The organism is Porphyromonas crevioricanis, from assembly GCF_900476255.1.
Taxonomy (GTDB): Bacteria; Bacteroidota; Bacteroidia; order Bacteroidales; family Porphyromonadaceae; genus Porphyromonas; species Porphyromonas crevioricanis.
Genome location: NZ_LS483447.1, coordinates 1,098,559 through 1,121,327 on the forward strand (window position 1 = coordinate 1,098,559; position 22,769 = coordinate 1,121,327).

Consider the following 22,769-nt stretch of genomic DNA (forward strand, 5'->3'; position numbering starts at 1 on the left):
ATGACACGAAACATACTTTTTATATTCCTGTCTTTGTTTGCATTTGGGTTTGGGTTGAGTTTGCAAGCGCAGACAGGAGAGGTCACACGGGATTGTTTCCCTGTTGGAGCAAAATGGTATTATCAAACGGAAGAGGTAACCCCTTTTTCGTATATGCCCGATAGGGATAAAAATAAAGATGAGTGGAAGATCGGCTTTTTTTTATACGAAGTCATAAAGGAAGAAAACTTGGGGACGGAAATCAAGAAAACCATCACACGGACGAGATATAATCATCTCAAGGAAATAGATAGTGTTTCGACTTTTTACCTATATCTCTGCCCCAACGGAGACCTTTGGGGGGAAGACGAAGGTGCTGCTCGTAACCTTTTCCACTCACCAAGTAAGAAGATCGGAGATAAGTGGCCGGTAACCGTTTGTTATAGACCAATGCATAGCCCCTCTGCCGATGAACCCAAAGCCGCTTCATCAACTGTTACCTTGAGTGATATTTATGAAAATTCGGATGGTTGTATAACTTATTATTACACTCTTCGTAGTGTAACCCCTGAGGGATACCCATCTTTCCCGTATTTGTACATATATAGAGACGGAGATCCGCTGTCTCCCAGCGATCGTATTTATCCGCTTGGAGGCTTTTTTGTGAATTTTTACGATGCAGATCGCCCTATGCGGGAAGATGAAGAGATCGGAGCTCGGGCTTATGTAGCTCCGGACGGTACCGTCTATGAATCTACTTGGTGGAAAAAACATCCGATGAGAGGGATTGGTATAGATGGTGTGTACTATCGTCCGTTGGCTTTGCCGGTTGTTTAGAACCCAGAGGGATGGTACCGCTATGATCGCCTGTCTGGAGTCGCAGTCAGCGAAGTTTCGGGACAATTGTATTTGTACGGCATGGATGGGCGACTGGTTCGTATGGGGCATGGTCAGGTTTCTACCTTGGGCCTTCCGACTGGGATATATGTCTTGAAGTCAATGGATAACCCCCATTGCTATGCAAAAATATTGGTTGAATAGAGTTTAAGCAGAAATACGATATGACACGAAACATACTTTTTATATTCCTGTCTTTGTTTGCATTTGGGTTTGGGCTGAGGTTGCAAGCGCAGACAGAAGAGGCCACACAAGATCTTCTCCCTGTGGGAGGAAAGTGGTATTACAATCAGGAAAGTGCTGGCTGGATGATTGGCCCTCCTGACAATGACATGAACAAAGCAGAGCGTTGCATTGGCGTTATAGTCAATGAGGTGACCGCTGAAGAAACCTTGGATACAGAGATCAAGAAAACGGTTGTACGCACGCGATACAACTATCTCAAACAAGTAGTATCCGTCTTTACTTCCTATCTATATGTCCAGCCCAATGGAGATATTTGGGGCCAAGATGAGGGAGAGAAGGCAGTCCGTAACCTGTTTCATTCTCCCAACAAAAAGGTAGGAGAGCGTTGGTCAGTTACGATAGACGACAATGGGACTCCCCGAGAGGCTGAGTTGGAGTTAACCTTTGTTGCAAAACAAAGGGATGGAAGTATTGTTCATTGCTATTGCCTTTTCCTTTCAGGAAAGAGCCGTCCCCTTCTCGCATACTGTTATGCAGATCACCCTTTTAGACTTGAAGATGAGCTCTATCCCATTGGCGGGACTTTTACTGGCATAGGATGGTGTGATGTCCCACTGAAGGATGCAAATATTGATGGGTATCGAGGCTATGTAGCTCCGGACGGTACAGTCTACGAAACTGATTGGTGGAAGAGAAATCCTTTTCATGATATCGGTATAGATGGTGTATATCATCGTCCGTTGGCTTTGCCGGTTGTTCAGAACCCAGAGGGATGGTACCGCTATGATCGCCTGTCTGGAGTCGCAGTCAGCGAAGTTTCGGGACAATTGTATTTGTACGGCATGGATGGGCGATTGGTCCGTATGGGTTATGGTCAGGTTTCTACCTTGGGCCTTCCGACTGGCATATATGTCTTGAAGTCAATGGATAACCCCCATCGCTATGCAAAAATATTGGTTGAATAGGGCAATGAAGCGAAAATTATGAATAGATACAGATTTATTATTCTCCTACTGGGTTGCTTGTGTTGTTTTTGGGTGATTGACCCGGCACATTCCCAGCAACCTGAGGAGCATTTCTCTTGTGAAATAGAGGGATCTAATTCTGATATTCTACACTCTTCTGCATTGTTGAGATCGGGTACTTTTCCTGATGCATTGGCAGGACAGGCAGATATGAGTTTTGTTGGGAATAGAGAGATCCGAGTGGTATTTCATTTTGTAAACTCTATATCATCCCCCACTCCAAAAAATTTTAGAGCAGTTGCTCCTCCCGGCGAGATAGATGGATATGAATACAGCAGAAGAATTCTTGCTCTGGCAAATACCGGAGATAATGCTACTATGAATCTCCCTTTGGGGAATCAGACCCCGGTATTACCTCCACGCTACCGTTTAGTTTTGTCAGGAGTTTATTTTCATGAAGAAGATAACCCTGACGGAGGTTTTTTTGGCAAATATGATGTTTGTTCAGGGGAGGTCGTTAATGTATATTTTGTTCCCAGAAAAGGGAAGAATAATCGTACTGGGGTTGCTAATATGGAGGGGCCTTATCGTCGTGCACATATTTATGGTGCATATGAGCGATATACTTCCGATCTCCCGTTTGAGCAAATGGGAGAGAAGGTGTATGGTTATGCAGTCTATGCTTGGGCCCTTATGCATGAGGTTGGGCATAATTTGGGATTACATCATACAGTTCTTTATTCCGGAGGACAAAAGCCTCCGAAATTTGACCAATATGGGAATGTGATAGAGATAGAGGATTATTGTGAGGATACCCCAACTTGGCGAGAAGTTGTGCAATCCTGTGATACTATCGGGTTGGATAAGTGGGCTCCTCCTTTTGGTAGCTGTGCCACAAACAATATGATGGATTACAATGGTTTTTTTGTTCTCACACCGGAACAGATTAATCGAATTCACTATGGATTGCAGACGATAACAAAAAGTTATTTGACAACTTCCTTCAAGACAGAGCATAAGGAGTTTGGCAGTACGGATGGCCCCAGTAATACTGTTGTATCAAAGAAAATTACCATTCCTCGCGGAGCTTCGATTTCCGTGGGAAAGGGAGAAAATTTGATTTTGAAAGCAAGGGAAGTGGAGATAAATGGAGCGATTGATATCGGGGAAGGAGGGTGGTTTGAAATACAACCATCACCTATATCCTCGAAATGATTAAATCAGTCTGTATGGCGGTGCATTAGAATACGCAAACTGCTGTGTTACTTGCGACATTCGGCTTCGGTTACGTACTTTCACGGTATGCCTCCTTTAGCCCCAGTCTTAGTACCTTGCATCTTGCGTATTTTGACGCACCCAAACAGGGCTGTGGCAAAGCTGATTTTGCCACAGCCCTGTTTTTTAGTCGTTGAGACTCTTGCTTTACACCGCACTCGCTGCGTTATTTTTCTACATTCGGGCTTAATCATGACAAGTACATTTTCTGAACTCTCAGTCTCAAATCCGGACAGAGAGTAGGAGAGGAGCGATTTGTAAATTATAGTTTAATTGAGAGGCCTGTTTGTACCCCTCAAAGACGGGTTTTTTAGGGGGAAAATAGGGCAGTGGATACCTATTGAAAAATATCTGGGGAGGGAGCGAAAATTCTCTCCTGAGAGAATTTTTGTTTTCTCCTGTGTTAGCAAAATTTCTCTGAGGAGAGAAATTTGACCCCCTCAGAATGCCGATGAATAGGGCATTTCGGAGAGGCTGTTTTTGACCCTTTTGGAGGATCTGTTCGTTAGTCTTGGTGGAGAGAACTCATGCTTGCCTATCTTAGATTATCTTTGTGGATATTAACAGCCGAGTCGAGCAATCGGCTTCGGCATATAGAGACCTGATCATTTATGCATCACTTAGTAACGATAGATCGGTTGAGTGCTGCCGATATAGAGCGGATCCTGGATCGAGCACGTTTGTTTGAAGCGAATCCCAATCGGTCGCTACTTGAGGGAAAGGTAGTAGCCACACTTTTTTTTGAACCCTCCACTCGTACCCGACTTAGTTTTGAGACGGCTGTCAATCGCTTGGGAGGCCGGGTCATCGGTTTTTCAGATGCCAGTTCGTCCAGTACATCCAAGGGAGAGAGTCTCAAGGATACTATTTCTATGGTGTCTAACTATGCCGATTTGATTATTATGCGGCACTTTCTGGAAGGAGCAGCTTTCTATGCCAGTGAGCTGAACCGGGCTCCGATCGTCAATGCCGGTGATGGGGCTAATCAACACCCCTCACAGACCTTGTTGGATCTCTATACGATTCGCCAAACACAGGGCACGCTTTACGACCACACTGTGGTGATGGTGGGAGATCTAAAGTATGGCCGCACGATCCATTCCCTGATTTCCGGCTTGTCTTCATACAGACCGCATTTCATCTTCGTGGCTCCGGAAGAATTGGCTTTGCCGGAGGAGTATCGCGAGTATTGCCGGCAGCACGATCTCCCTTTCGAAGAGACAGACCAGTTTACCCCCGAATTGATAGCCAAGGCCGATATTCTCTATATGACACGTGTGCAGCGTGAACGTTTTGTAGACATGGAAGAGTACGAGAGGGTAAAAGATGTCTATACCCTTACGGCCGATATGCTCCATTTGGCCAAACCTCATATGCGAGTGTTGCATCCCCTGCCGAGGGTCAATGAGATAGCGACCGATGTCGATGATACCCCTCATGCCTACTATGTACAGCAGGCTCGGAATGGGCTTTTCGTGCGGCAGAGTATTATATGCGAAGTGCTGGGCATCGAAGTAAACAACTAATAGCTACCCGACATAGCAATGAAAAAAGAAAAACTTTTGGTCGCAGCCATTCAGAATGGTACTGTGATCGATCATATCCCTACCGAAAAGCTCTTTTCGGTGGCTGCCATGCTCAGGCTGGACGAGATTGCTACACCGGTCACGTTGGGCAATAATTTGCCGAGTGCTACACTGGGCTCGAAAGGAGTGATCAAGATTTCTGACCGGTTTTTTAGCGAAGAGGAGCTTAGTCGTATCGCTATCTTGGCCCCGAATGTACATCTGAATGTGATACGGGAATTTGAGGTGGTGGAGAAACGTCCGATCCCATTGCCGGAGAATATAGTAGGTCTGGTACGTTGCCCCAATAGCAAGTGTATTACCAACCACGAACCTATGCGCACGCACTTCCTTGTTGTCGACTCCGATACTGAGATTTTGCAGTGTAAGTATTGTGGTCGTAAGATTCATCCGTCACAGATAGAATTATTATGAGTAGACAGGATTGGAAGCCGGGTACATTGCTCTATCCTCTCCCGGCTGCCTTGGTTAGCTGCGGAGACAGCCCGGAGAATTACAATTTGATCACGGTCTCTTGGACTGGTACGATATGCAGCACTCCTCCCATGTGCTATATCAGTGTTCGCAAGGAGCGTCATTCTCATGCGATCCTTTCAGCAACGGGAGAGTTTGGATTAAATCTTACCAATCGAGCTATGGCCAAGGCTACGGATTGGTGTGGAGTGCGTTCCGGAAAAGACTATGACAAGTTTGCTGAGACCGGTCTTCAGCCGGAAAAGGGTAAGCTGATTTCAGCCCCTCTTGTGGCTGAGAGCCCGTTGAGTCTGGAATGTAAGATCCGGCAGGTACTGGAGCTGGGCAGCCATGATATGTTTTTGGCCGATGTGGTGAATGTGAGAGTCGATCCCCGTTACTTAGACCCCGAGAGCGGAGCTTTCGATATGCAGGCTGCAGATTTGCTGGTTTATGCCCATGGCGAATATTTTGCTTTGGGGGATTTTATCGGTTACTTCGGCTGGTCTGTGAAAAAAACTCCCGGAGCTCCACAGCGCAGATACGGGCGCAAAGGATGATGCCTCCGCCTTGCTGAGAGCAAGGATTTGCAGGGAAGAATGAACCTTTATCAGGTGTATATTGTATTGATTGAGATTAATTAAGAGTTTACTTGGAAGATGAATAGAAATCGTATAGTTGTTTTAGTGCTTGTTCTGTTCCTGCTATTGCTTGGAATATCTACCTATATGAGCTATAACAGGATGGTCGATTTGCAAGAAAAGGTAGAGAGGGATTGGTCTCAAGTGCAAAATGTATATCAGCGACGTGCCGACTTGATCGTCAATTTGGCCAAGGTTGTTAAGTCTTATGCTACTCATGAGCAGGAAACACTCCGTCAGGTGACAGAGGCGAGAGCTTCCGCCACAGCAATGACAGTCGATGCCTCCAATCTCACACCGGAAGCCTTGATGCAGTTTCAGGCTGCGCAGGATGGTCTCTCTCAGGCTCTGGGGCGATTGATGGTGATACGAGAGAATTACCCCACATTGAAAGCCGATGCACAGTACAATACATTGATGATTCAACTGGAAGGCACAGAGAACCGGATCACAGTCGAGCGCAAGCGTTTCAACGAAACAGCACAAACCTATAACACGGCAATACGTCGTTTCCCCACTACAATCATCGCTTCTATGTTCGGGTTTGAAAAGCGTCCGTACTTTGAGGCAAAGACCGGCACTGATGTAGCCCCGGACTTAGATTTGTAACCTTGCTTCTCTTTTCTTTTACTTCTATGTTGTTTGCCCCTTCGGGTGACCTCTGTTGTCATACCTTCTCTCGGTTGCGTTTCCTCTTATTGACTTGTCTTTTTGTTTGGGTAAGTCTATTCTCTCTTTCGGCCGGCATACAGCCCTCGCAGGTGCCGAATGTACAGCTATCGGAGAGAAATCGCCATGTGGTCGATATGTCCGGTACGCTTTCTGCAGGAGAGTTTGCACAGCTGGATAGAGCTTGTGTCGCCCTTCGAGAGACCTATGGTCTGGAAGTGGCTGTCGTATTACTTGATGCGATAGATCATGAGAATTATACAATCAATACGTTCTCCAATGAGCTTTATCAACTTTGGAAGCTTGGCAGTAGAGAAGATGATTTTGGTTTATTGATTGTATCGGAGATGAAGGGGGAGAATGGCACACGAGATTTTCGCATAGAGACCGGATATGGAGCCGAGCCTTATATCCCCGATGCTCTGGCGATGCGTATTGCCAGGTCTGAGATTTTCCCACGTTTCAGAGAAGGGCGTGTGACTGAGGGGCTTTTGGCCGGTTTGAATGCCATAGATGCCGAGCTATCGAGAGTCGGTTACCAGAAAGGGCAAGACAGGAAGCAAACTCTTTCCTCAAACTCAGTAGAAGGCGCAGCTTATTTGAATGGATCCATTGCCCTTGCGGTATATCTCTTGCTATCTCTCTTGCTTTATATACGTTCAATCTCTATTGTCAAGCAATTCTCGATGGCACAGATTGGCCGGAGAAATTCTTTGACCTTGTTTCGAGCCTCAGCCGTATCTCCAGATGTTTTCCTGTTTTTCTTGCCGGCTTGGCCTTTTTACTTGTATTGGTACAAGAAGAAGGAAAAAGAATTGATGTCTTTGGCTATTTCCTGCCCCCATTGTGGGGCGCAAGGAAGCTCGGATAGCTCGGCTGTGGTATTGGATGAAGGGCAGATTCGGGAGAAAGCTCTTGGAACAGCCGGTCACAGAACTTTTCACTGCAATACCTGCGGATATAGTGCAGTGGAAAGTATCCCAATAAGCAGGGAGGTCGAGCGTTGCCCCAGTTGTCATTATTACACAGCTTTGCCGGTGAGATCTCGAGTACAAGATGATAGTAAAGCTCGAATGTCTGCTTCTGTGCGAAAGATGCGTTGCGAGCATTGCTTCTATGAATATGAGCGGACTGTTTCCTCTCAGGGCCGGACAGAAGTCAAGTCTTTTGCAGGAGGCTTTTGGGGCGGTTTTGTTTACATCCTTATTGCCATATTACAGGCCTTGATGTTGGGAGGCAGAGGAGGACGAGGTGGAGGCTCTGGCTCGTCTGGTCGAGGAGGCTGGGGTGGCGGTTCTTCCGGTGGCGGTGGATTTTCTGATAAATGGTGATCGTTTCTGTTGAATACAGCAGCAAAAACGTACTATACCTAAAAAAATACCCCTGAGAGTTTAGAAGAAAACTCTCAGGGGTATTTCTTTTTCGGCTCTTCTCACCTACTTCTTTCGAATGAAGGTAATGCTGGATTTGCCTTCTGGCCCATCGCCGGTGAGTACTAGTACATCTCCAGATAAACTGTAATTCGTGGCCATTTCAAGGCAAGAAAAGAGTGCAAATTCGTAGGATATTTTGTCACATCCCACTTTGGTGGAAACGATTTCCCCGAACTTGATTTTTCCTTCCTTTATTTCTTTTGTGTCTAGGTTGCAAGAGAAACGATTGCAAATACCGATCCCTCCGGCTATTTTTTTCTTGGCTTCGATATTCAGGGTAAGCTGGTCGTGAACAGGCTCTATAGCTTCACCATTCATATTGACTACCTGCCAATTCCCATCAATCTTTTGGTCACAAGATTTACGGCATCCACATTGGGTAGTCAGTAAGATTGTTGTCAGCAGAAGCAGAGACAGTGATACGATTTTTTTCATGTTCATAAGATTGTCGTTATTATGGTTAGTCGATGTTGATGTGTTCGGCCTTGATGTCGTCCGAGAGAAAAACGGAGGCTAAGTCTTTGAATTTGTCGCAGCTCTCCGTTGTTAGATAACGAATACTGCCGTTTCGGCTCAATCGCTTATCCATCTCCGGGTGTCGCTCCAGATAGTCGGTCAGAGACTTGGCTACGATCTCTCCTTGAGGTACTAGCTTTATCGTGGGGGTAAGCAGTCGCTTCATCTTTGGGATTAGGAGGGGATAGTGAGTACAGCCAAGTATGATGGTGTCTATAGAATCGTCCTTGGCAATGAGCTGTTCCAGATGTTTGCGTACAAAGTAGTCGGCTCCAGGGCTTTCGCTTTCTCCTGTCTCCACCAGAGGAACCCACAGGGGGCAGGCTTCTTCGGTCACTTTTACATCGGGGAATAGTTTGTTGATTTCTATTTGGTAGGAATGAGAGGATACAGTCCCTTGTGTAGCCAATACGCCTACGTGTCCGCCCACGGATAGTTTTTCGATAACCTCTACAGTGGGGCGAATTACCCCAAGTACTCTGCGACTGGGATCTCCAGATTGTGGCAAATCCAGCTGCTGTATAGTTCGAAGAGCTTTGGCAGAGGCTGTGTTGCAAGCCAGAATTACTAGGGGACAACCGAGATCGAAGAGCGTATCCACTGCTTGTTTGGTGAATTTGTACACCACCTCACAGGAGCGACTCCCATATGGGGAACGTGCATTATCGCCCAAATAAACGTAGTCATATTCCGGCAGCAACTTGCGTATTTCGTTGAGGATCGTCAGGCCACCGTAGCCGGAATCGAATATGCCGATAGGAGTCTTATTCATAGATTGAAGTATATACTGAGAATTCGTTGTTTGTTGTTTTGGTATTTTCCCCCAAAGATACAACATAATTTGCTCCTTCGAGGGTCTCGTTCATCTAGATATGGAGGAGCAATGCCGGAAAAGGTTCCCCAATGTTTCGCATTGCTTCGTTATCTCTAAGAGTGGTTTGCCAGCTTGTTCCCCACTTGTTTATTTGTTTCCTTTGCAGAGCGTAAGAGATTTGTGTAGTATTTAGTTCGGTCAGTCTTTTTATTCTAACTGATCACCGTATCCTCTCAGCAAGTATATATAAGCAGTTTTTATATTCTCCGTTATGAACACTAATTTTTCTATTTCCTCAGATTTCCCGAATGGTAGTGGCGCATATGACTTCGATTTTCGTGTGTACACATTCAAGGAATTGGCCTCTATCTATTACCCTGATTCATCACCCTGCCAGGCCAGTCGCAATTTGTCTCGATTTATTCATGGAGATCCGGCTTTGCTTGCCGAATTAGAGGCATGTGGCTTTTACAAAGGCAAGCATCATTTGTCGCCACGTATGGTCAGTTGCATTGTTCGTTATATGGGTGTGCCGGCGGAATTTTATAGATGTATGAAGAACTTGTATGGTCGTTGAATAATTCCTTTTCGAGTAGTCTTCAATAGCCGTTTTGATGCAGTCGAGAGGAAAACAATAGGAGTATTGGACTTATTTACGAACCTGCTATCGAAGGAGCTATTTCAGCTACCTTTGCGAAAGTAAAAGCAGTGAAATATGGGTACAGCCAAATCTGAACAGGACAAATACAAATCCTACACAGCCGCAATGGGGCGACTTGAAGAGATCGTACAGCGAATAGAGCATCAAAGCCCTGATGTAGACGAACTGACTGCTTTGGTGGCAGAAGCTGTAGATATCGTCAAATATTGTCGCAACAAACTGACTTCCGCGGATAAGAAATTGGAAGAACTGATTTCTAAATTGGAGTAGGAGAGGGTTATATAATGGGGAAGTGGAAGACCACTATGCCGGTCTATGCCGTCATTACAGCAGCAGGTAAGGGATTGCGTATGGGAGGAGACTTGCCCAAGCAGTTTCTCTCTGTTGATGGACGGAGTATATTGAGCCGTACGATAGATTGTTTCGCTCCTTACGCAGATGAGATCGTTGTTACACTGAACAAGGAAGCTTTGGCTCTTTGGGAGTCGATTGTTTCTGAGGAGTCGGGTGCTGTGCCTACTCACCGTATTGTGATTGGAGGCGAGACTCGCTTCCAATCGATCAAAAATGCTTTGCAAACAATTCCAGACGAAGCTCTGGTTGCAATTCACGATGGAGTGAGGCCTTATGTTGCTCCTGTTACGATAGAAAACTGTTTGTTGGCAGCACAGTCGGCCAATGCTGCCATACCAGTACAGCCTGTAGTTGAAAGTTTGCGCTTACTCGAACCGGACGGAAAAAGTCGGGCTGTGGATCGATCCTGTTATGTGAGTGTGCAGACCCCTCAATGCTTTTGGGCAGATCGGATCAAAAAGGCTTATTGCTGCCCATATCGCAGCGATTTTACCGATGATGCATCGGTCTACGAGGCTCTGTATGGAGTTGGAAGTGTAGTCGTCGTCGAGGGCAATTGGCAGAATATCAAAATTACCCGGCCTGGGGATTTACTTTTCAGGCCGTGGGTGAAAGATCGGTGAAAGAAAAACAATACACTTTTCAGTGTATCATTACCAGTCGGATCCCTTGCTGATTGGGAGCTTCCCAAACGAAACCGATATGCCGAGAAAGGATCCCCTCTGCCAATAGCAAGGTTCGTAGTCGGTTGGCTCTCTGGTTGAGAAAACTGTCCGTTTGCTTACCATTGGATTTGATGAGAATAAAGTTGCAGCGAGCTTGCCGGTATGCCAAGCCTATCACAGCAATCATTTGGCGAGAATCTTCCGATGGTTCGATGTCTTTATCGGAAGTATAGGTAATATCTTCCACCCATTGGCGAGCCACTGGTTTTAGGAAACTTCCATAAGGTATTTCTTGCTCTTTTTCTTCATAGGGGAGGTCATTGCTTCGTCTGTAAATCATTTCGTTGAAAAGCACACGTATAGACTGGCTAATCTCAGCTCTTATACTATCTTTTTTCAGATTACTTGGTAGTTGCTTTTCTACGATTTGGTCGAGCAATTGCAAAACTTGACTTTCGTAAAGCATCAGTGAATGTGATGGGACAACAGTTTGTGTTTGGGTTCGTTGCTCGGTTTTTTTTCTCCGTTTTGTCTTTTGTTGGCACTCGGCTTGTGTTGGGAAAAGGAACAAGGCTCCCAGCAGTAAAATCCAGAGAAAAGATTTGTCAGTCAAGCGTATATAATTCTTCATGTGGCAAATTTAGTCATTCGCCCTCATTCTCTCCTTCTCATAAGAGGAGTTTTTTGTAACTCTCATGTAGCTCTATTGGGGTCGGTTCCTTGTTTTCTTACGAAGAAGCAGGAGGGAAAAGAGGGGTGAGGAGCTTTTTGTACCTTTAAGGCGGTAAAATTGAAAACGATATAATGGAAGCACTCATAAATCCTCCTATCGAGCAGGTGGAGGTATATATAGCCAACCTTGATTTGTACAAGAAGATCCCATTGGGGTTACCTCTGAAAAATATCGCAGATGAGTTTGAGGAACAATTAGGATTTAAGCCGATCAATGTACAGGTCAATCACCGTACACAGGAGCTCACGTGGCGTTGCTACCATTCTGTGGACATTGAGTTTGTGGGCATATCCAAGGAAAGTGGTATGCGCACTTACGAGCGTACGCTCTCATTTGTTATGGCTAAGGCATTGAATGATCTTATGCCCTCGGCCAAGCTCTATATTGAGCATGCACTCTCCAAAGGTTACTATTGTCGCATTGACACAGAGCAGAAGATCACCGAAGAGGCTATCGAGCGCCTGAAAACAAAAATGTGGAGTCTTATAGAGCGAGATTTGCCATTTCGCCTTAAGACAGAGCGTACCGAGCGTGTTGCAGCGATATTTAGAGAGAGGGGATTGATAGACAAGGCCGAATTGATAGAATCTACTGGTGATCCTTATACTTCCTATCACGAATTGGACGGTTATCCCAACTATTTCTACGGCTGTTTGGCTCCAAGTACAGGCTACATACATCTCTTTGATCTTATCCCATGGATGGATGATGGTTTGCTGCTGCAGGTTCCACGTCGGGATGACACTAGTATGTTGCAGCAACCAGTGCCTCAGCCAATGATGAAAGATGTTATCCATAAGCATGACAAGCTGCTGGATATGACTCATTGTAAGTATGTGGGAAGTCTTAATGGAGTTATAGATAGAGGGCGGACGGCCACGTTGGTGCAAGTTTCCGAAGCAATGCAGGAAAAAGAGATTGCGGGTATAGCTGCCGATATAGCCAAGCGTTACCAGTCTGGTGTGCGTGTGATACTTATTTCCGGTCCTTCCTCTTCGGGTAAAACCACTTTTTGCAAAAGACTGCAAATCCAGCTGATTACAAACTACATTCGCCCTCACGGCCTTTCTCTGGACGACTATTTTGTTGATCGCGATAAAACTCCGAGAGATGAAAGAGGAGAGTATGATTTTGAGGATATTCATGCCTTAGATTTGGAACTTTTAGGCCAGCATATCTCTCAAATCCTTTCGGGAGAGGAAGTCTCTTTGCCTTCTTTTGACTTTACTACTGGCAAGCGAGTCTATCGAGGCAATACCATACAGATCAAAGACGGAGATCTGTTGGTAATGGAAGGAATTCATGCCCTCAATCCGGAGTTGCTCCCCTCGATACCTTCTTCTGCCACTTACAAGATTTACGTGAGTGCCCTTACGAATATCGCACTCGATGCGCACAACAGGATCCCTAGTACAGACAATCGTCTTTTACGACGTATCGTGAGGGATTATAAGTACCGGGCCTATTCGGCCATTGACACAATACGTCGCTGGCCTTCGGTGAGGGCGGGGGAGGAGAAGTGGGTTTTCCCATATCAGGAGAATGCGCATGTGATGTTCAATAGTGCCATGGTCTACGAATTAGCTGTACTCAAGCCCTTGGCAGAGCAAATCCTTCGTCAGGTACCACGCAATGTGCCGGAGTTTGTCGAGGCTACCAGGCTTCTTCGTTTCTTATCCTATTTCCACTATCTACCTATGCAAATATTGCCGGATGACTCTCTCTTGAGGGAGTTTGTCGGCGGAAGTATATTCGATTACTAACCCTCGTATCTTCAGCCCCATGAGCAAAAAGAATAGGAGAGATCGGCTTGGTGTCGTGTATAGCACAGCTGATAATTATGGCTATTGCTACGAGGAGGAAGAAATTCTTGATACTCTTCCGGCCGATAAGCAGAAACTACGGGTTTCATTGGATAAAAAGCAGCGCAAGGGGAAAGAAGTTACCCTCGTGAGTGGTTTTGTGGGCACAGACGATGATTTGCAGGAATTGGGGCGCAAGCTCAGGCAGTCTTGTGGTGTGGGCGGCTCGGCTAAGGATGGGCAAATTTTGGTACAGGGAGACCAACGACAGAAAGTTGCAGATCTCCTATCTCGTCTTGGGTATAAGTTGGTTAAAGTAATTTGAGGGCTCTATTCTCTCTTTTTTTTCTCGAGTAAGAGAAAGTAAGTCGTATTACGCGAAGCTGTGTCAGAATGCAAAATCTGGCACAGCTTTTTTATATACTCGTCTTATTTCATTCTTTATTGAATCGTATTTACCTTTGCGAGGCCTTTTTGTTTTTATACAACCCTAGATGTATCTGCAATGTGTCCATCTGTGAATTTTATGAAACCAATGAGTCGTACTTTTCTTTTTTGCCTATTATTATTCCTCCTGCTCTTTGCTCCATTTGGCAGTTTGGCACAGCAGAGAGGTAAGGTGAGCTTAAGCGGTTATATATCTGATGCTCAGACTGGAGAGACTCTCATCGGGGCAACGATTTTTCATCAGGCGTCAGCTACCGGTACTGTGAGTAATAATGCCGGCTTTTATAGTTTGGGTCTGACTCCGGGTGAGGTACGTATTTCTTTCTCTTATGTAGGGTATGCTCCTGTCGATACAACTATATCTTTGAATGCCAACCTACAGTTGGATATTCGTCTTTTCCCCGGTAAAGAATTGCAAGAAGTGGTTGTGACAGGGGATAAGAGGACTGAATTTGCCGGGTTGGAAACTGGGCGCACACGGCTCTCCATGGAAGATCTATCTCGCACTCCCAGTTTTGTGGGGGAGACTGACCTGATCAAATATGCTCAACTCTTACCTGGGATCGCCCGGGGGTATGAAGGATTCTCCGGTCTTGTAGTGCGCGGAGGAAACGAGGATGAGAATTTGTATCTCATAGATGGTAATCCATTATACAGCGTCAATCACCTTGGAGGCTTATTCTCTACATTTAATCCCGATGCTGTCAAGACAGCGAGTATTTACAAGGGAAGTTTTCCAGCTCGATTTGGGGGACGACTCAGTTCTGTATTAGATGTGCATACCAAGGATGGGCATATGAAAGAATATCATGGTTTGATGTCTATTGGCCTTATTTCTTCACGAGCCAATTTTGAAGGCCCTATCATCAGAAACCGAACTTCCTTCAGTGTCGCAGTTCGACGCACTTACGCAGATTTGATTCAACGCTTGTTCCCTCTGGAGCGTAAGCAAGAAACAGGGAAATCGGGAGACTTGCTGGTGACGAATACAGAGGTATCTAACCTGTATTATTTCTATGATTTCAATGTTAAAATCAATCATAAGATCAATAATAGCCATCGGCTTTTCCTTACGATTTATAGAGGTGATGATGTTTTTACTACCGAGGATATTAATTCTGAATCCTACCATAAGCCTAATGGCAACAAGGCTCAGTCTGCCTACACGAGGGAGGAGAGATTCTCATCTCTTTTTAAGTGGGGAAATCAGTTGGCCGCTTTGGGTTGGAATTGGGTTCTCTCTCCCGATCTTTTTGCTCATACCACGGCTTCCTATAGTGATTACCGATCGGATTTAAGCATGAATATGAAAACCAAGTCCAAGGATGGAGACAATCAGACAAGTAGCTCATTGGACTACAGCTTGGATAGCGGTATCAAAGATCTTCGTTTGACTTCGGATTTTGAATTTCGTCGCTGGTCTCGGCAATATATCCGGTTTGGAGGGGGAATTAGCCAGCATTTTTTCTATCCTAATGTTGAGAAAATACAGACTCTTGGCTTTCAGGATATGGAAAATGCTCCCTTGTTGGGATTGAAGCGAGGAGAGCGGATCGATGCACGAGAGTACTCTTTTTATGCCGAAGATGAGATTATCCTTACGCATTCTTTATCCGCCAACATAGGAGGTCGTTTGTCTTTACTATCAGTGAAAGACAAACTCTATTTCAGCCCGGAACCGAGACTTTCGTTGAGACAGCAAATGTCTGACAATTGGAGCATCAAGGCTTCTTATGCCGAGATGAGCCAATACGCTCGCTTGCTTCAGGGAGGATTTTTGTCTATGCCAACAGACCTATGGGTTCCTTCTACAGACAGAATTCCTCCGATGAGATCGTATCAGGGATCCTTAGGGTTGTATTGGCAGAAGAATAGCTACGAGGCCTCTCTTGAGGGGTATTACAAGTATATGTCCAACTTTCTGGCTTACCGTGACGGGGATGGAGTTTTCCTCGGGCAAGGTGACTGGCAAGATCGGGTGGCTCTGGGCAATGGACGAGCCTATGGAGCTGAATTGTTGTTGCGTAAGAATACCGGTCGTCTCTCCGGCTGGCTCTCTTATACCCTTTCTTGGGCAGATCGTATCTTCCCTGGAAAAGAGGTGAACCTTGGCAATAGGTATTTCGATAAGTTCGACAACAGGCATCGGTTTAATGCCTGCTTGATCTATAAGCTTAGTCCCAAGGTCGATCTGTCGGCCGTTTGGGTCTTTTCTTCTGGCAACCGGGTAACGATTCCAGTTCAGGAGTACATAGATATCAATGGAAATGTTCAGCAGTATATTCGTGAGCGAAACAACTTCAAAATGCCGGACTATCATCGTCTTGATTTGGGCCTGAACATCTATCGCCCCAAAGCTTCGGGACGCATGGGTATTTGGAATATAAGTGTCTACAATGCTTATCAACACCACAATTCTTTTCTAATACTCAAGGTTAAGAAAGGAGATGATGGCAAGGTAAAAGCTGCTTCTATCAGTCCCTTTATTTTCAACCTATCTGTCTCTTATACCTTTAAGTTCTAATCCTATGAATACGATGAAACGTACAAGTATATCCAAGCTATTGTTTGCGGAAAAATTGTTTTTATTACTCCTCGTATGGAGCATGAGCAGTTGTATTATCAAGGATATTGACATCGATTTAAGTGAGGACCATCCCCATAGAGTCATTGTAAATGGAATATTGGAGGCTGGCAAATACCCGGAACTACTTGTTATGCACACCATGCGTAAGGATGACCCGGGTTCCTCCATGGCAGAAGGAGAGTTCCCTTTCCGTGTTTCTGAAGCTGAAGTGACTTTACATATAAATGGCCGATTGGTTGAAAAGAGAAAATTGGATTCAAGCAACGAGTTGAAAAAACAAGATACGTATATGCTGTCGTCACCTTCTCTCATTCAGCACAAACCTCTTTTTTACCGAGGACCGGATATCCTTAATCCTGGAGATCAAGTTAAAATAGAGGTGTCAGTACCTGGTTATCCTGATGCCAGAGTAAATCAAACGGTGCCCCTGAAAGCTAATCTGGAACCAGTGTCAGTATTGGAGATAAGAGACAAAAACAATTATTTCAAGCACTTCCAAAAAGATCCGGACGAGAAAGGTGATTACCGTTATTTGAGTTATTGTCTCCGGTACGAAGATCCCAAGCCTGCTGCTCTCCAATACTATGGTATCGCAGCCAGAATGTTCTGGCCGGAAGATCTGTCCGTAGAGTTTTATTCACCCATTTGGCCGGGTGTGGATCCTGTTTTCGGGAAGCGTTGTGTAGACTTTTTCCGTGGAGCTTATGGACGATATCGTTCTGTGGAGGCATACCCCTTGGTTATCCCTTATTTTTCCAACTACGATTTGCCATCGGGTTCTCGCAATTTATGTTTTCTCACACCTATTCTTCCGGAGGGTATGAGACATCGGTTTACCCTGTATACGATAGACGAAATGTATTTTCGCTATGCTTCAATGCATTACGGGCTTGAAGATTGGGTTGACAAGGGCGATTCTTCTCTTTTTGATCCTGATGATTCTTTCCTCGTCGAGAAAACACCTTCCCTCTCCAATGTGGAAGGAGGAAGCGGTTTGGTTTTGGCACGTACAGCAATGACAGTAGAATTATAGTAGAGCCTGTGCAATAATTCCTATGTGCCGTCTTGAAGGGACCGTTGATATATCCTAAAAAAAGGAAAGCCCTGAAAAGCGGCCTTCTTATGCCCTCTCCTCAATTAAATAGGAGCTCCTGGAAGGATCGAAAATCTCTTGAGAGAGCAAATGCTAACTTTTGTATTAGCAAAAGGTATCTCCTCAAGAGATGGTTTTAGCTTTCTCCTCACTGCATTCCTATCAATAGTCTCTCTTTCGCCCTGATTTTGATGAATGAAAATAGAAGACAGATTAATATTGGATTGATATATTTAGGATAAAAAATTTGTGTATATGCTCCTCGTTTACGATATTTGTATCGCAAAGGGGAGCTCAAAGAAATGAGTTACTCGTGTTGTTGGGCCTTGCTGCCTGTATCCGAGTAGGCATGGATATTGCCAATCGGGATTGATGAGATATTAGGTGATGCCTGTGTGTGTTAAAGGAACAAAGTACGAGACTAGATAAAGTTTTTTTGAGAAAGAAAGATTGAGAGAGTATTGTTTTAAAGGCCTATTCGAAACTATTTAGTTTTGATGCAGCACAATAAAGTGAAAAGGATATGATTAAAAAAACTGTATTTTTCCTGCTACTTATGGCCTCCGTTGTTGGGGTCTCAGCACAGAAGGTCGCTATCAAGAACAACCTTGCGTATGACCTGACTGCTACGCCAAACTTGTCTCTTGAGGTGGGCCTAAGCCCGAAGGTAACATTCGACTTGACGGGAGGATTCAACCCGTTCAAAATGAAAAAGGTACTTGATAATGACATGCAGTGGAGGCACTGGCTGATTCAGCCGGAGTTTAGATACTGGTTCTGTGAACGCTTCAATGGCACTTTTGTGGGTCTGCACGGTCTCGGTGGTCAGATGAACTTTGGTGGTATCCAATGGCCCTTGGGTTATCTGACATCCAACTACATCTGGGACAAGAACCCTGAGAAGAACGAGCACGGACAATTTGTTCCTGGCAAGGATCCAGATCCTTTTAAGGATGCAGACAAGTATCGCTATCAAGGCTGGTATGTTGGAGCAGGTCTGAGCGTTGGTTATCAGTGGATTTTGAGTAATCACTGGAACTTTGAGGCCAGTATCGGTGGTGGTTATGTGCACCTCTTCTATGACAAGAGTGAATGTAAGGATTGTGGCGCAAAGCTCTACCGCAATCAGGAGGCTGACTATTTTGGTCTGACACGTGCTACACTATCTATTGTGTACCTCTTCCGTTAAATGACACCAGTCCCGTATTTTTGGGAAGGAATGAAAGATTAACTACAAACAACAAAGGATATGAAACAACTGAAAATGATGCTGGTTGCATTCTTGGCTTTCAGTGCCGGTGCAGTAGCTCAGAATATCACATATAACAACATTACTGTCTCCAACGAAGAAGGAGTGGTGTCTCTGCATACAGAAGTAGATCTCTCTCAATTGGAATGCAAAAGTCAGCAGATGCTGCTCGTAACTCCGGTATTGGTAGCTCCCAATGGAATGCAGGAGAAAGCGTTTAAACCACTGGCTGTATGTGGAGCCAAGAGAGCAAAAGCTCTGAAGCGCCAGATTGCACTTCGCAATGCAAGAGAATCAGTGAAGGATGCTCAAATAGTAAGGCGTGAGAAAGGCAAAGGTCAGGCTGTTACCATGTACGACCGTATCCCTTACGAGCCGTGGATGGTCAATGCTAATTTGGTGGTACGCGAAGAGATGACCGGCTGTGCCGAGTGTCCTGTTGGAATGAATGAGCGTGACCTTGTAAAGCGTCCTCTCTTCGATCCTTCTAAGTGTAACTACCTGCTCTCTCCTGTATGTGAGCTGGGTGGTGAGCGCACCAGAGATGCTGTAGCCAAGGCCTACATTAACTTCATTGTAGACCGTTCAGAGATCAATCCTGATTACATGAACAACAAGGCTGAGTTGGCTAAGATCGATGAGTTGATCTCTAAGATTAAGAAAGACCGCAGCCTGTCTATCCAGAGCATGGAAATCGTGGGTAACGCTTCTCCCGAAGCACGTGTAGAATACAACCAAAAGTTGTCCGAGCGCAGAGCTAAGTCCTTGGCTACGTATCTGAAAGGAAAATATGGCGATGCAATCCCCGGTAATATCTCTACTAAGGGGAACGGTGAAGACTGGGCTACTGTGCGTGAAGAAGTACAGAACAGCGATCTTAAGAACCGTAATCAAATAATCGCTGTAATTGATGGCGACTATCCTAATGAAGATGCTCGTGACCAAGCTTTGGCTCAGCAAGCCAACTATGCTAAGGTGCTCAAGAACATCTTCCCGATGAGCCGCAGAAATGACGTGCAAATCCGATTCACTGCTAAGCCTTATTCAGTAGAAGAAGCTCGTGAGGTATACAAGGAAAATCCTCAACTCTTGAGCGAACCTGAAATCTACCGCTTGGCTATGGCTTATCCTGAAAATAGCATGGAGCGTACCAATATTTTGAGAAGAGCTGTAGAGGTTTATCCCAATAGTGCTGCTGCTCGTGTGAACCTTGCTGTAGAAGCTATTAACAAGGGTATGTCTAATGATGCCGTTAGCTTGCTTTTGCCAGTAGCTGGCCAGAAGGGTGTAAATGGTGTACTTGGTGTTGCTTATGCTCGTCTCGGTATGTATGACAAGGCTGCCGACTGCTTCAACAAGGCCGCTCAGGAAGGCGATGCAAACGCCAATAAAAATCTGGATATGCTCATGGGGCGATAAACCGCTCTCTTGATATTCCAAAATAGATAGATTTCGGATAAACCGAACCACCTCGCAACAGTGTATAACTGATTTGCGAGGTGGTTTTCTTTTTTGTGAAAGTTGCAAGTCTCTGTTTGGTGAGCTTCTTTCTTTTAGTCTGTTCTTAATCGCTTACCACTATCTGGAGACTACCGAGCTCTGTAGCTCTGGCTCAATATTATTACTTTCATTCAATTATGAAATATGTATCCTTTAGTCTCACCTCTCAGTGCTTCGCCATTGTTGTGTTCTACCGAGTTTAGTAGAGAGATTAGGCGATACGGAGCCACAAGATATTCGCCATTGCTATGTTTTATCAAGTCCAGTAGAGAGATTAAGCGATACGGCTCCACAAGGTGCTTCGCCATTACCATGTTCTTATCACGTCAGGCGAAGTCTGCTGAAGCAATCCTATTGAGTAGTTTGTGTAACTGACTCATCCGGCTTTTGTGTGTACTTTTGTATTCGCTTGTTGAGCCCTCTGTCGTGTGGCTTTTGCCTACACAGGGTTCTATTGTGAGGGCTTTTGTGCCCGACAAACCGATACAACGAAAAAAGAATATGGGATTTACAGACGAGATAGCCAGACGACGCACTTTTGCAATTATCAGTCACCCTGACGCAGGTAAGACAACTCTTACAGAGAAATTGTTGCTCTTTGGAGGGGCCATACATGTGGCTGGAGCCGTCAAAAGCAACAAAATAAAAAAGACGGCTACCAGTGACTGGATGGAGATAGAGAAACAGCGTGGTATATCGGTGGCTACCTCAGTGATGGGTTTTAACTATGCCGATCACAAGATCAATATCTTGGATACTCCCGGTCACCAGGATTTTGCCGAAGATACTTTCCGTACCCTTACTGCTGTAGATTCGGTGATTATTGTGGTAGACTGTGCCAAGGGGGTAGAGGTACAGACTCGTCGCCTTATGGAAGTTTGCCGTATGCGTAAGACTCCTGTGATGATCTTTGTAAATAAATTGGATAGAGAGGGGCAGGATGCTTTCGATTTGCTGGATGAATTGGAGGAAGAATTGCAAATAGCGGTTCGTCCACTCTCCTGGCCGATTGGCATTGGAAAAACCTTCAAAGGGGTTTATAATATGTACCGTTCGGAGCTGAATTTATTTAGACCGGATAAGCAACTTGTTACCGAACGTATCACTTTTGATTCCCTCGAAGATCCAGAACTGGATAAGCAAATATCTCCAGCTCTGGGACAAAAGCTTAGGGAGGATTTGGAGCTTTTGAGTGGCGTTTATCCGGAGTTTGATCTTGAGTCTTATTTGGCTGGAGAGTTGGCTCCTGTTTTTTTTGGATCTGCCCTCAATAACTTTGGTGTCAAAGAGTTGCTGGATTGCTTTATTGAAATAGCTCCTGCTCCACGTCCCGTTCAGGCTTTGGAGCGGACCGTGGAGCCTACTGAGAAAGACTTCTCCGGCTTTGTTTTCAAGATACACGCCAATATGGATCCCAATCATCGCTCTTGTATAGCTTTCGTGAAGGTTTGCTCTGGTCGCTTCGAACGCAATAGCTATTACAAGCACATGCGTCTGGACAAGCAATTGCGTTTTAGCAGCCCCACGGCGTTTATGGCACAGAAAAAAGAGATTTTGGATGAGGCTTATGCTGGAGACATTGTAGGCCTGCCCGATACGGGAAATTTCAAGATTGGCGATACTCTCACATCCGGTGAAAATCTGCACTTCCGAGGTTTGCCGAGTTTTTCACCCGAATTATTTAAGTATATAGAGAATGATGATCCCATGAAGCAGAAACAATTGCAAAAGGGGATTGATCAGCTGATGGGCGAAGGGGTAGCTCAGTTGTTTACAAACCAGTTCAATGGTCGAAAAATCATTGGTACGGTAGGGCAATTGCAATTTGAAGTCATACAATACCGATTGTTGCACGAATATGGTGCCAGTTGCAAGTGGCAGCCGCTTAGCCTATATAAGGCTTGTTGGATAGAGAGTGATAAGCCTCAGGCTTTGGAACAATTCAAGAAGCGCAAGGTACAATATATGGCATACGACATTGAGGGTAGGGATGTCTTCTTGGCAGACTCTGCCTATGTCTTGCAGATGGCCCGACAGGATTTCCCTGATATACGCTTCCACTTTACATCGGAGTTCTGAAAATATAGATCCAACTCCTTTTAGAAAACTGTTGCTCCAGCCGCAGATAGCAAGAGACCCTTCCGAGAATATGCTTAAAGGGAAAGCCCTTCGCAATCATTTTGAGATTGTGAAGGGCTTTCTTTTTCCCTACCCAGGAATATGGATTTACCCAGTCAGGAAATTGCTGTCACATCCTCAAGGGG

At 45.1% G+C, this 22,769-nt stretch carries 21 protein-coding genes; 18 read left to right on the forward strand and 3 right to left on the reverse strand.

Going from position 1 to position 22,769, the window contains the following annotated elements:
• The 8 genes from DQN70_RS04895 (at window position 1) to DQN70_RS04930 (ending at window position 7,982) form a co-directional block, all read left to right on the forward strand.
• Window positions 1–816: a hypothetical protein gene (locus tag DQN70_RS04895; RefSeq protein ID WP_111759344.1), complete on the forward strand. Its 816-nt coding sequence runs from the start codon at window positions 1–3 to the stop codon at window positions 814–816.
• Between the two features lie 224 nt (window positions 817–1,040).
• Window positions 1,041–2,027 carry a hypothetical protein gene (locus DQN70_RS04900; protein WP_111759345.1) on the forward strand — a complete coding sequence of 329 codons (987 nt, stop codon included), beginning with the start codon at window positions 1,041–1,043 and terminating at the stop codon, window positions 2,025–2,027.
• An 18-nt stretch (window positions 2,028–2,045) separates the two neighbouring features.
• Window positions 2,046–3,242, forward strand: coding sequence for a zinc metalloprotease (locus DQN70_RS04905; protein WP_023940372.1), 1,197 nt, complete (start codon window positions 2,046–2,048; stop codon window positions 3,240–3,242).
• A 671-nt stretch (window positions 3,243–3,913) separates the two neighbouring features.
• Complete coding sequence (pyrB, locus tag DQN70_RS04910; protein ID WP_023938370.1) at window positions 3,914–4,828, forward strand: aspartate carbamoyltransferase; 915 nt, start codon at window positions 3,914–3,916, stop codon at window positions 4,826–4,828.
• An 18-nt stretch (window positions 4,829–4,846) separates the two neighbouring features.
• Window positions 4,847–5,302, forward strand: a complete 456-nt coding sequence (locus tag DQN70_RS04915) for an aspartate carbamoyltransferase regulatory subunit (RefSeq protein WP_023940375.1) — start codon at window positions 4,847–4,849, stop codon at window positions 5,300–5,302.
• On the forward strand, window positions 5,299–5,901 hold the full coding sequence (locus DQN70_RS04920; protein WP_023938366.1) for a flavin reductase family protein: 603 nt from the start codon (window positions 5,299–5,301) through the stop codon (window positions 5,899–5,901). The genes DQN70_RS04915 and DQN70_RS04920 overlap by 4 nt, the downstream gene beginning before the upstream one ends.
• 99 nt (window positions 5,902–6,000) lie before the next feature.
• Window positions 6,001–6,591 (forward strand): LemA family protein, encoded by a 591-nt coding sequence (locus tag DQN70_RS04925; protein WP_023938364.1) that lies wholly within the window; start codon window positions 6,001–6,003, stop codon window positions 6,589–6,591.
• A gap of 74 nt (window positions 6,592–6,665) precedes the next feature.
• The gene (locus tag DQN70_RS04930) at window positions 6,666–7,982 is read left to right on the forward strand and encodes a TPM domain-containing protein (RefSeq protein ID WP_158441717.1); all 1,317 of its coding nucleotides are present in this window, start codon (window positions 6,666–6,668) and stop codon (window positions 7,980–7,982) included.
• Between the two features lie 105 nt (window positions 7,983–8,087).
• Here DQN70_RS04930 and DQN70_RS04935 read toward each other — a convergent pair whose 3' ends face one another.
• Together DQN70_RS04935 and murI are read right to left on the reverse strand one after the other, a co-directional pair.
• Window positions 8,088–8,525 carry an META domain-containing protein gene (locus DQN70_RS04935; protein ID WP_023935710.1) on the reverse strand — a complete coding sequence of 146 codons (438 nt, stop codon included), beginning with the start codon at window positions 8,523–8,525 and terminating at the stop codon, window positions 8,088–8,090.
• 19 nt (window positions 8,526–8,544) lie between these two features.
• Window positions 8,545–9,372 (reverse strand): glutamate racemase, encoded by an 828-nt coding sequence (gene murI, locus DQN70_RS04940; RefSeq protein WP_036888513.1) that lies wholly within the window; start codon window positions 9,370–9,372, stop codon window positions 8,545–8,547.
• Window positions 9,373–9,685: 313 nt separating this feature from the next.
• Between murI and DQN70_RS04945 the strand changes: the two genes are divergently transcribed.
• The 3 genes from DQN70_RS04945 (at window position 9,686) to DQN70_RS04955 (ending at window position 11,052) form a co-directional block, all read left to right on the forward strand.
• Window positions 9,686–9,991 (forward strand): DUF4248 domain-containing protein, encoded by a 306-nt coding sequence (locus DQN70_RS04945; RefSeq protein WP_023940389.1) that lies wholly within the window; start codon window positions 9,686–9,688, stop codon window positions 9,989–9,991.
• A 138-nt stretch (window positions 9,992–10,129) separates the two neighbouring features.
• The gene (xseB, locus tag DQN70_RS04950; RefSeq protein ID WP_023935715.1) at window positions 10,130–10,345 is read left to right on the forward strand and encodes an exodeoxyribonuclease VII small subunit; all 216 of its coding nucleotides are present in this window, start codon (window positions 10,130–10,132) and stop codon (window positions 10,343–10,345) included.
• Between the two features lie 14 nt (window positions 10,346–10,359).
• Window positions 10,360–11,052 carry an IspD/TarI family cytidylyltransferase gene (locus tag DQN70_RS04955; RefSeq protein ID WP_023935717.1) on the forward strand — a complete coding sequence of 231 codons (693 nt, stop codon included), beginning with the start codon at window positions 10,360–10,362 and terminating at the stop codon, window positions 11,050–11,052.
• Between the two features lie 19 nt (window positions 11,053–11,071).
• Here DQN70_RS04955 and DQN70_RS04960 read toward each other — a convergent pair whose 3' ends face one another.
• Window positions 11,072–11,560 (reverse strand): hypothetical protein, encoded by a 489-nt coding sequence (locus DQN70_RS04960; protein WP_148292748.1) that lies wholly within the window; start codon window positions 11,558–11,560, stop codon window positions 11,072–11,074.
• Window positions 11,561–11,898: 338 nt separating this feature from the next.
• Here DQN70_RS04960 and DQN70_RS04965 point away from each other — a divergent pair, with 338 nt between their 5' ends.
• The 7 genes from DQN70_RS04965 to DQN70_RS05000 all read left to right on the forward strand — a co-directional run bounded on the left by DQN70_RS04965 (window position 11,899) and on the right by DQN70_RS05000 (window position 22,584).
• Window positions 11,899–13,590 carry a nucleoside kinase gene (locus DQN70_RS04965; protein ID WP_023935723.1) on the forward strand — a complete coding sequence of 564 codons (1,692 nt, stop codon included), beginning with the start codon at window positions 11,899–11,901 and terminating at the stop codon, window positions 13,588–13,590.
• A 19-nt stretch (window positions 13,591–13,609) separates the two neighbouring features.
• On the forward strand, window positions 13,610–13,954 hold the full coding sequence (locus DQN70_RS04970) for a translation initiation factor (protein WP_023940392.1): 345 nt from the start codon (window positions 13,610–13,612) through the stop codon (window positions 13,952–13,954).
• A 210-nt stretch (window positions 13,955–14,164) separates the two neighbouring features.
• Window positions 14,165–16,600 carry a TonB-dependent receptor gene (locus DQN70_RS04975; protein WP_158441734.1) on the forward strand — a complete coding sequence of 812 codons (2,436 nt, stop codon included), beginning with the start codon at window positions 14,165–14,167 and terminating at the stop codon, window positions 16,598–16,600.
• A gap of 13 nt (window positions 16,601–16,613) precedes the next feature.
• Window positions 16,614–17,696: a DUF4249 family protein gene (locus tag DQN70_RS04980; RefSeq protein ID WP_036890283.1), complete on the forward strand. Its 1,083-nt coding sequence runs from the start codon at window positions 16,614–16,616 to the stop codon at window positions 17,694–17,696.
• A 583-nt stretch (window positions 17,697–18,279) separates the two neighbouring features.
• Window positions 18,280–18,945: a DUF3575 domain-containing protein gene (locus DQN70_RS04985; RefSeq protein WP_042120076.1), complete on the forward strand. Its 666-nt coding sequence runs from the start codon at window positions 18,280–18,282 to the stop codon at window positions 18,943–18,945.
• Between the two features lie 60 nt (window positions 18,946–19,005).
• Window positions 19,006–20,424 (forward strand): DUF3868 domain-containing protein, encoded by a 1,419-nt coding sequence (locus DQN70_RS04990; protein ID WP_023935733.1) that lies wholly within the window; start codon window positions 19,006–19,008, stop codon window positions 20,422–20,424.
• A gap of 582 nt (window positions 20,425–21,006) precedes the next feature.
• Entirely contained in the window at window positions 21,007–22,584 is a 1,578-nt protein-coding gene (locus DQN70_RS05000) for a peptide chain release factor 3 (protein WP_036888517.1), read from the forward strand.
• The last annotated feature ends 185 nt before the right edge of the window (window positions 22,585–22,769 follow it).

Excerpts from the sequence above, each read along its gene's own strand:
- DQN70_RS04895 (WP_111759344.1), top strand. The coding sequence starts at position 1 with ATGACACGAAACATACTTTTTATATTCCTGTCTTTGTTTGCATTTGGG.
- DQN70_RS04900 (WP_111759345.1), top strand. The coding sequence starts at position 1,041 with ATGACACGAAACATACTTTTTATATTCCTGTCTTTGTTTGCATTTGGG.
- DQN70_RS04905 (WP_023940372.1), top strand. The coding sequence starts at position 2,046 with ATGAATAGATACAGATTTATTATTCTCCTACTGGGTTGCTTGTGTTGT.
- pyrB (WP_023938370.1), top strand. The coding sequence starts at position 3,914 with ATGCATCACTTAGTAACGATAGATCGGTTGAGTGCTGCCGATATAGAG.
- DQN70_RS04915 (WP_023940375.1), top strand. The coding sequence starts at position 4,847 with ATGAAAAAAGAAAAACTTTTGGTCGCAGCCATTCAGAATGGTACTGTG.
- DQN70_RS04920 (WP_023938366.1), top strand. The coding sequence starts at position 5,299 with ATGAGTAGACAGGATTGGAAGCCGGGTACATTGCTCTATCCTCTCCCG.
- DQN70_RS04925 (WP_023938364.1), top strand. The coding sequence starts at position 6,001 with ATGAATAGAAATCGTATAGTTGTTTTAGTGCTTGTTCTGTTCCTGCTA.
- DQN70_RS04935 (WP_023935710.1), bottom strand. The coding sequence starts at position 8,525 with ATGAACATGAAAAAAATCGTATCACTGTCTCTGCTTCTGCTGACAACA.
- murI (WP_036888513.1), bottom strand. The coding sequence starts at position 9,372 with ATGAATAAGACTCCTATCGGCATATTCGATTCCGGCTACGGTGGCCTG.
- DQN70_RS04945 (WP_023940389.1), top strand. The coding sequence starts at position 9,686 with ATGAACACTAATTTTTCTATTTCCTCAGATTTCCCGAATGGTAGTGGC.
- xseB (WP_023935715.1), top strand. The coding sequence starts at position 10,130 with ATGGGTACAGCCAAATCTGAACAGGACAAATACAAATCCTACACAGCC.
- DQN70_RS04955 (WP_023935717.1), top strand. The coding sequence starts at position 10,360 with ATGGGGAAGTGGAAGACCACTATGCCGGTCTATGCCGTCATTACAGCA.
- DQN70_RS04960 (WP_148292748.1), bottom strand. The coding sequence starts at position 11,560 with ATGCTTTACGAAAGTCAAGTTTTGCAATTGCTCGACCAAATCGTAGAA.
- DQN70_RS04965 (WP_023935723.1), top strand. The coding sequence starts at position 11,899 with ATGGAAGCACTCATAAATCCTCCTATCGAGCAGGTGGAGGTATATATA.
- DQN70_RS04970 (WP_023940392.1), top strand. The coding sequence starts at position 13,610 with ATGAGCAAAAAGAATAGGAGAGATCGGCTTGGTGTCGTGTATAGCACA.
- DQN70_RS04975 (WP_158441734.1), top strand. The coding sequence starts at position 14,165 with ATGAGTCGTACTTTTCTTTTTTGCCTATTATTATTCCTCCTGCTCTTT.
- DQN70_RS04980 (WP_036890283.1), top strand. The coding sequence starts at position 16,614 with ATGAAACGTACAAGTATATCCAAGCTATTGTTTGCGGAAAAATTGTTT.
- DQN70_RS04985 (WP_042120076.1), top strand. The coding sequence starts at position 18,280 with ATGATTAAAAAAACTGTATTTTTCCTGCTACTTATGGCCTCCGTTGTT.
- DQN70_RS04990 (WP_023935733.1), top strand. The coding sequence starts at position 19,006 with ATGAAACAACTGAAAATGATGCTGGTTGCATTCTTGGCTTTCAGTGCC.
- DQN70_RS05000 (WP_036888517.1), top strand. The coding sequence starts at position 21,007 with ATGGGATTTACAGACGAGATAGCCAGACGACGCACTTTTGCAATTATC.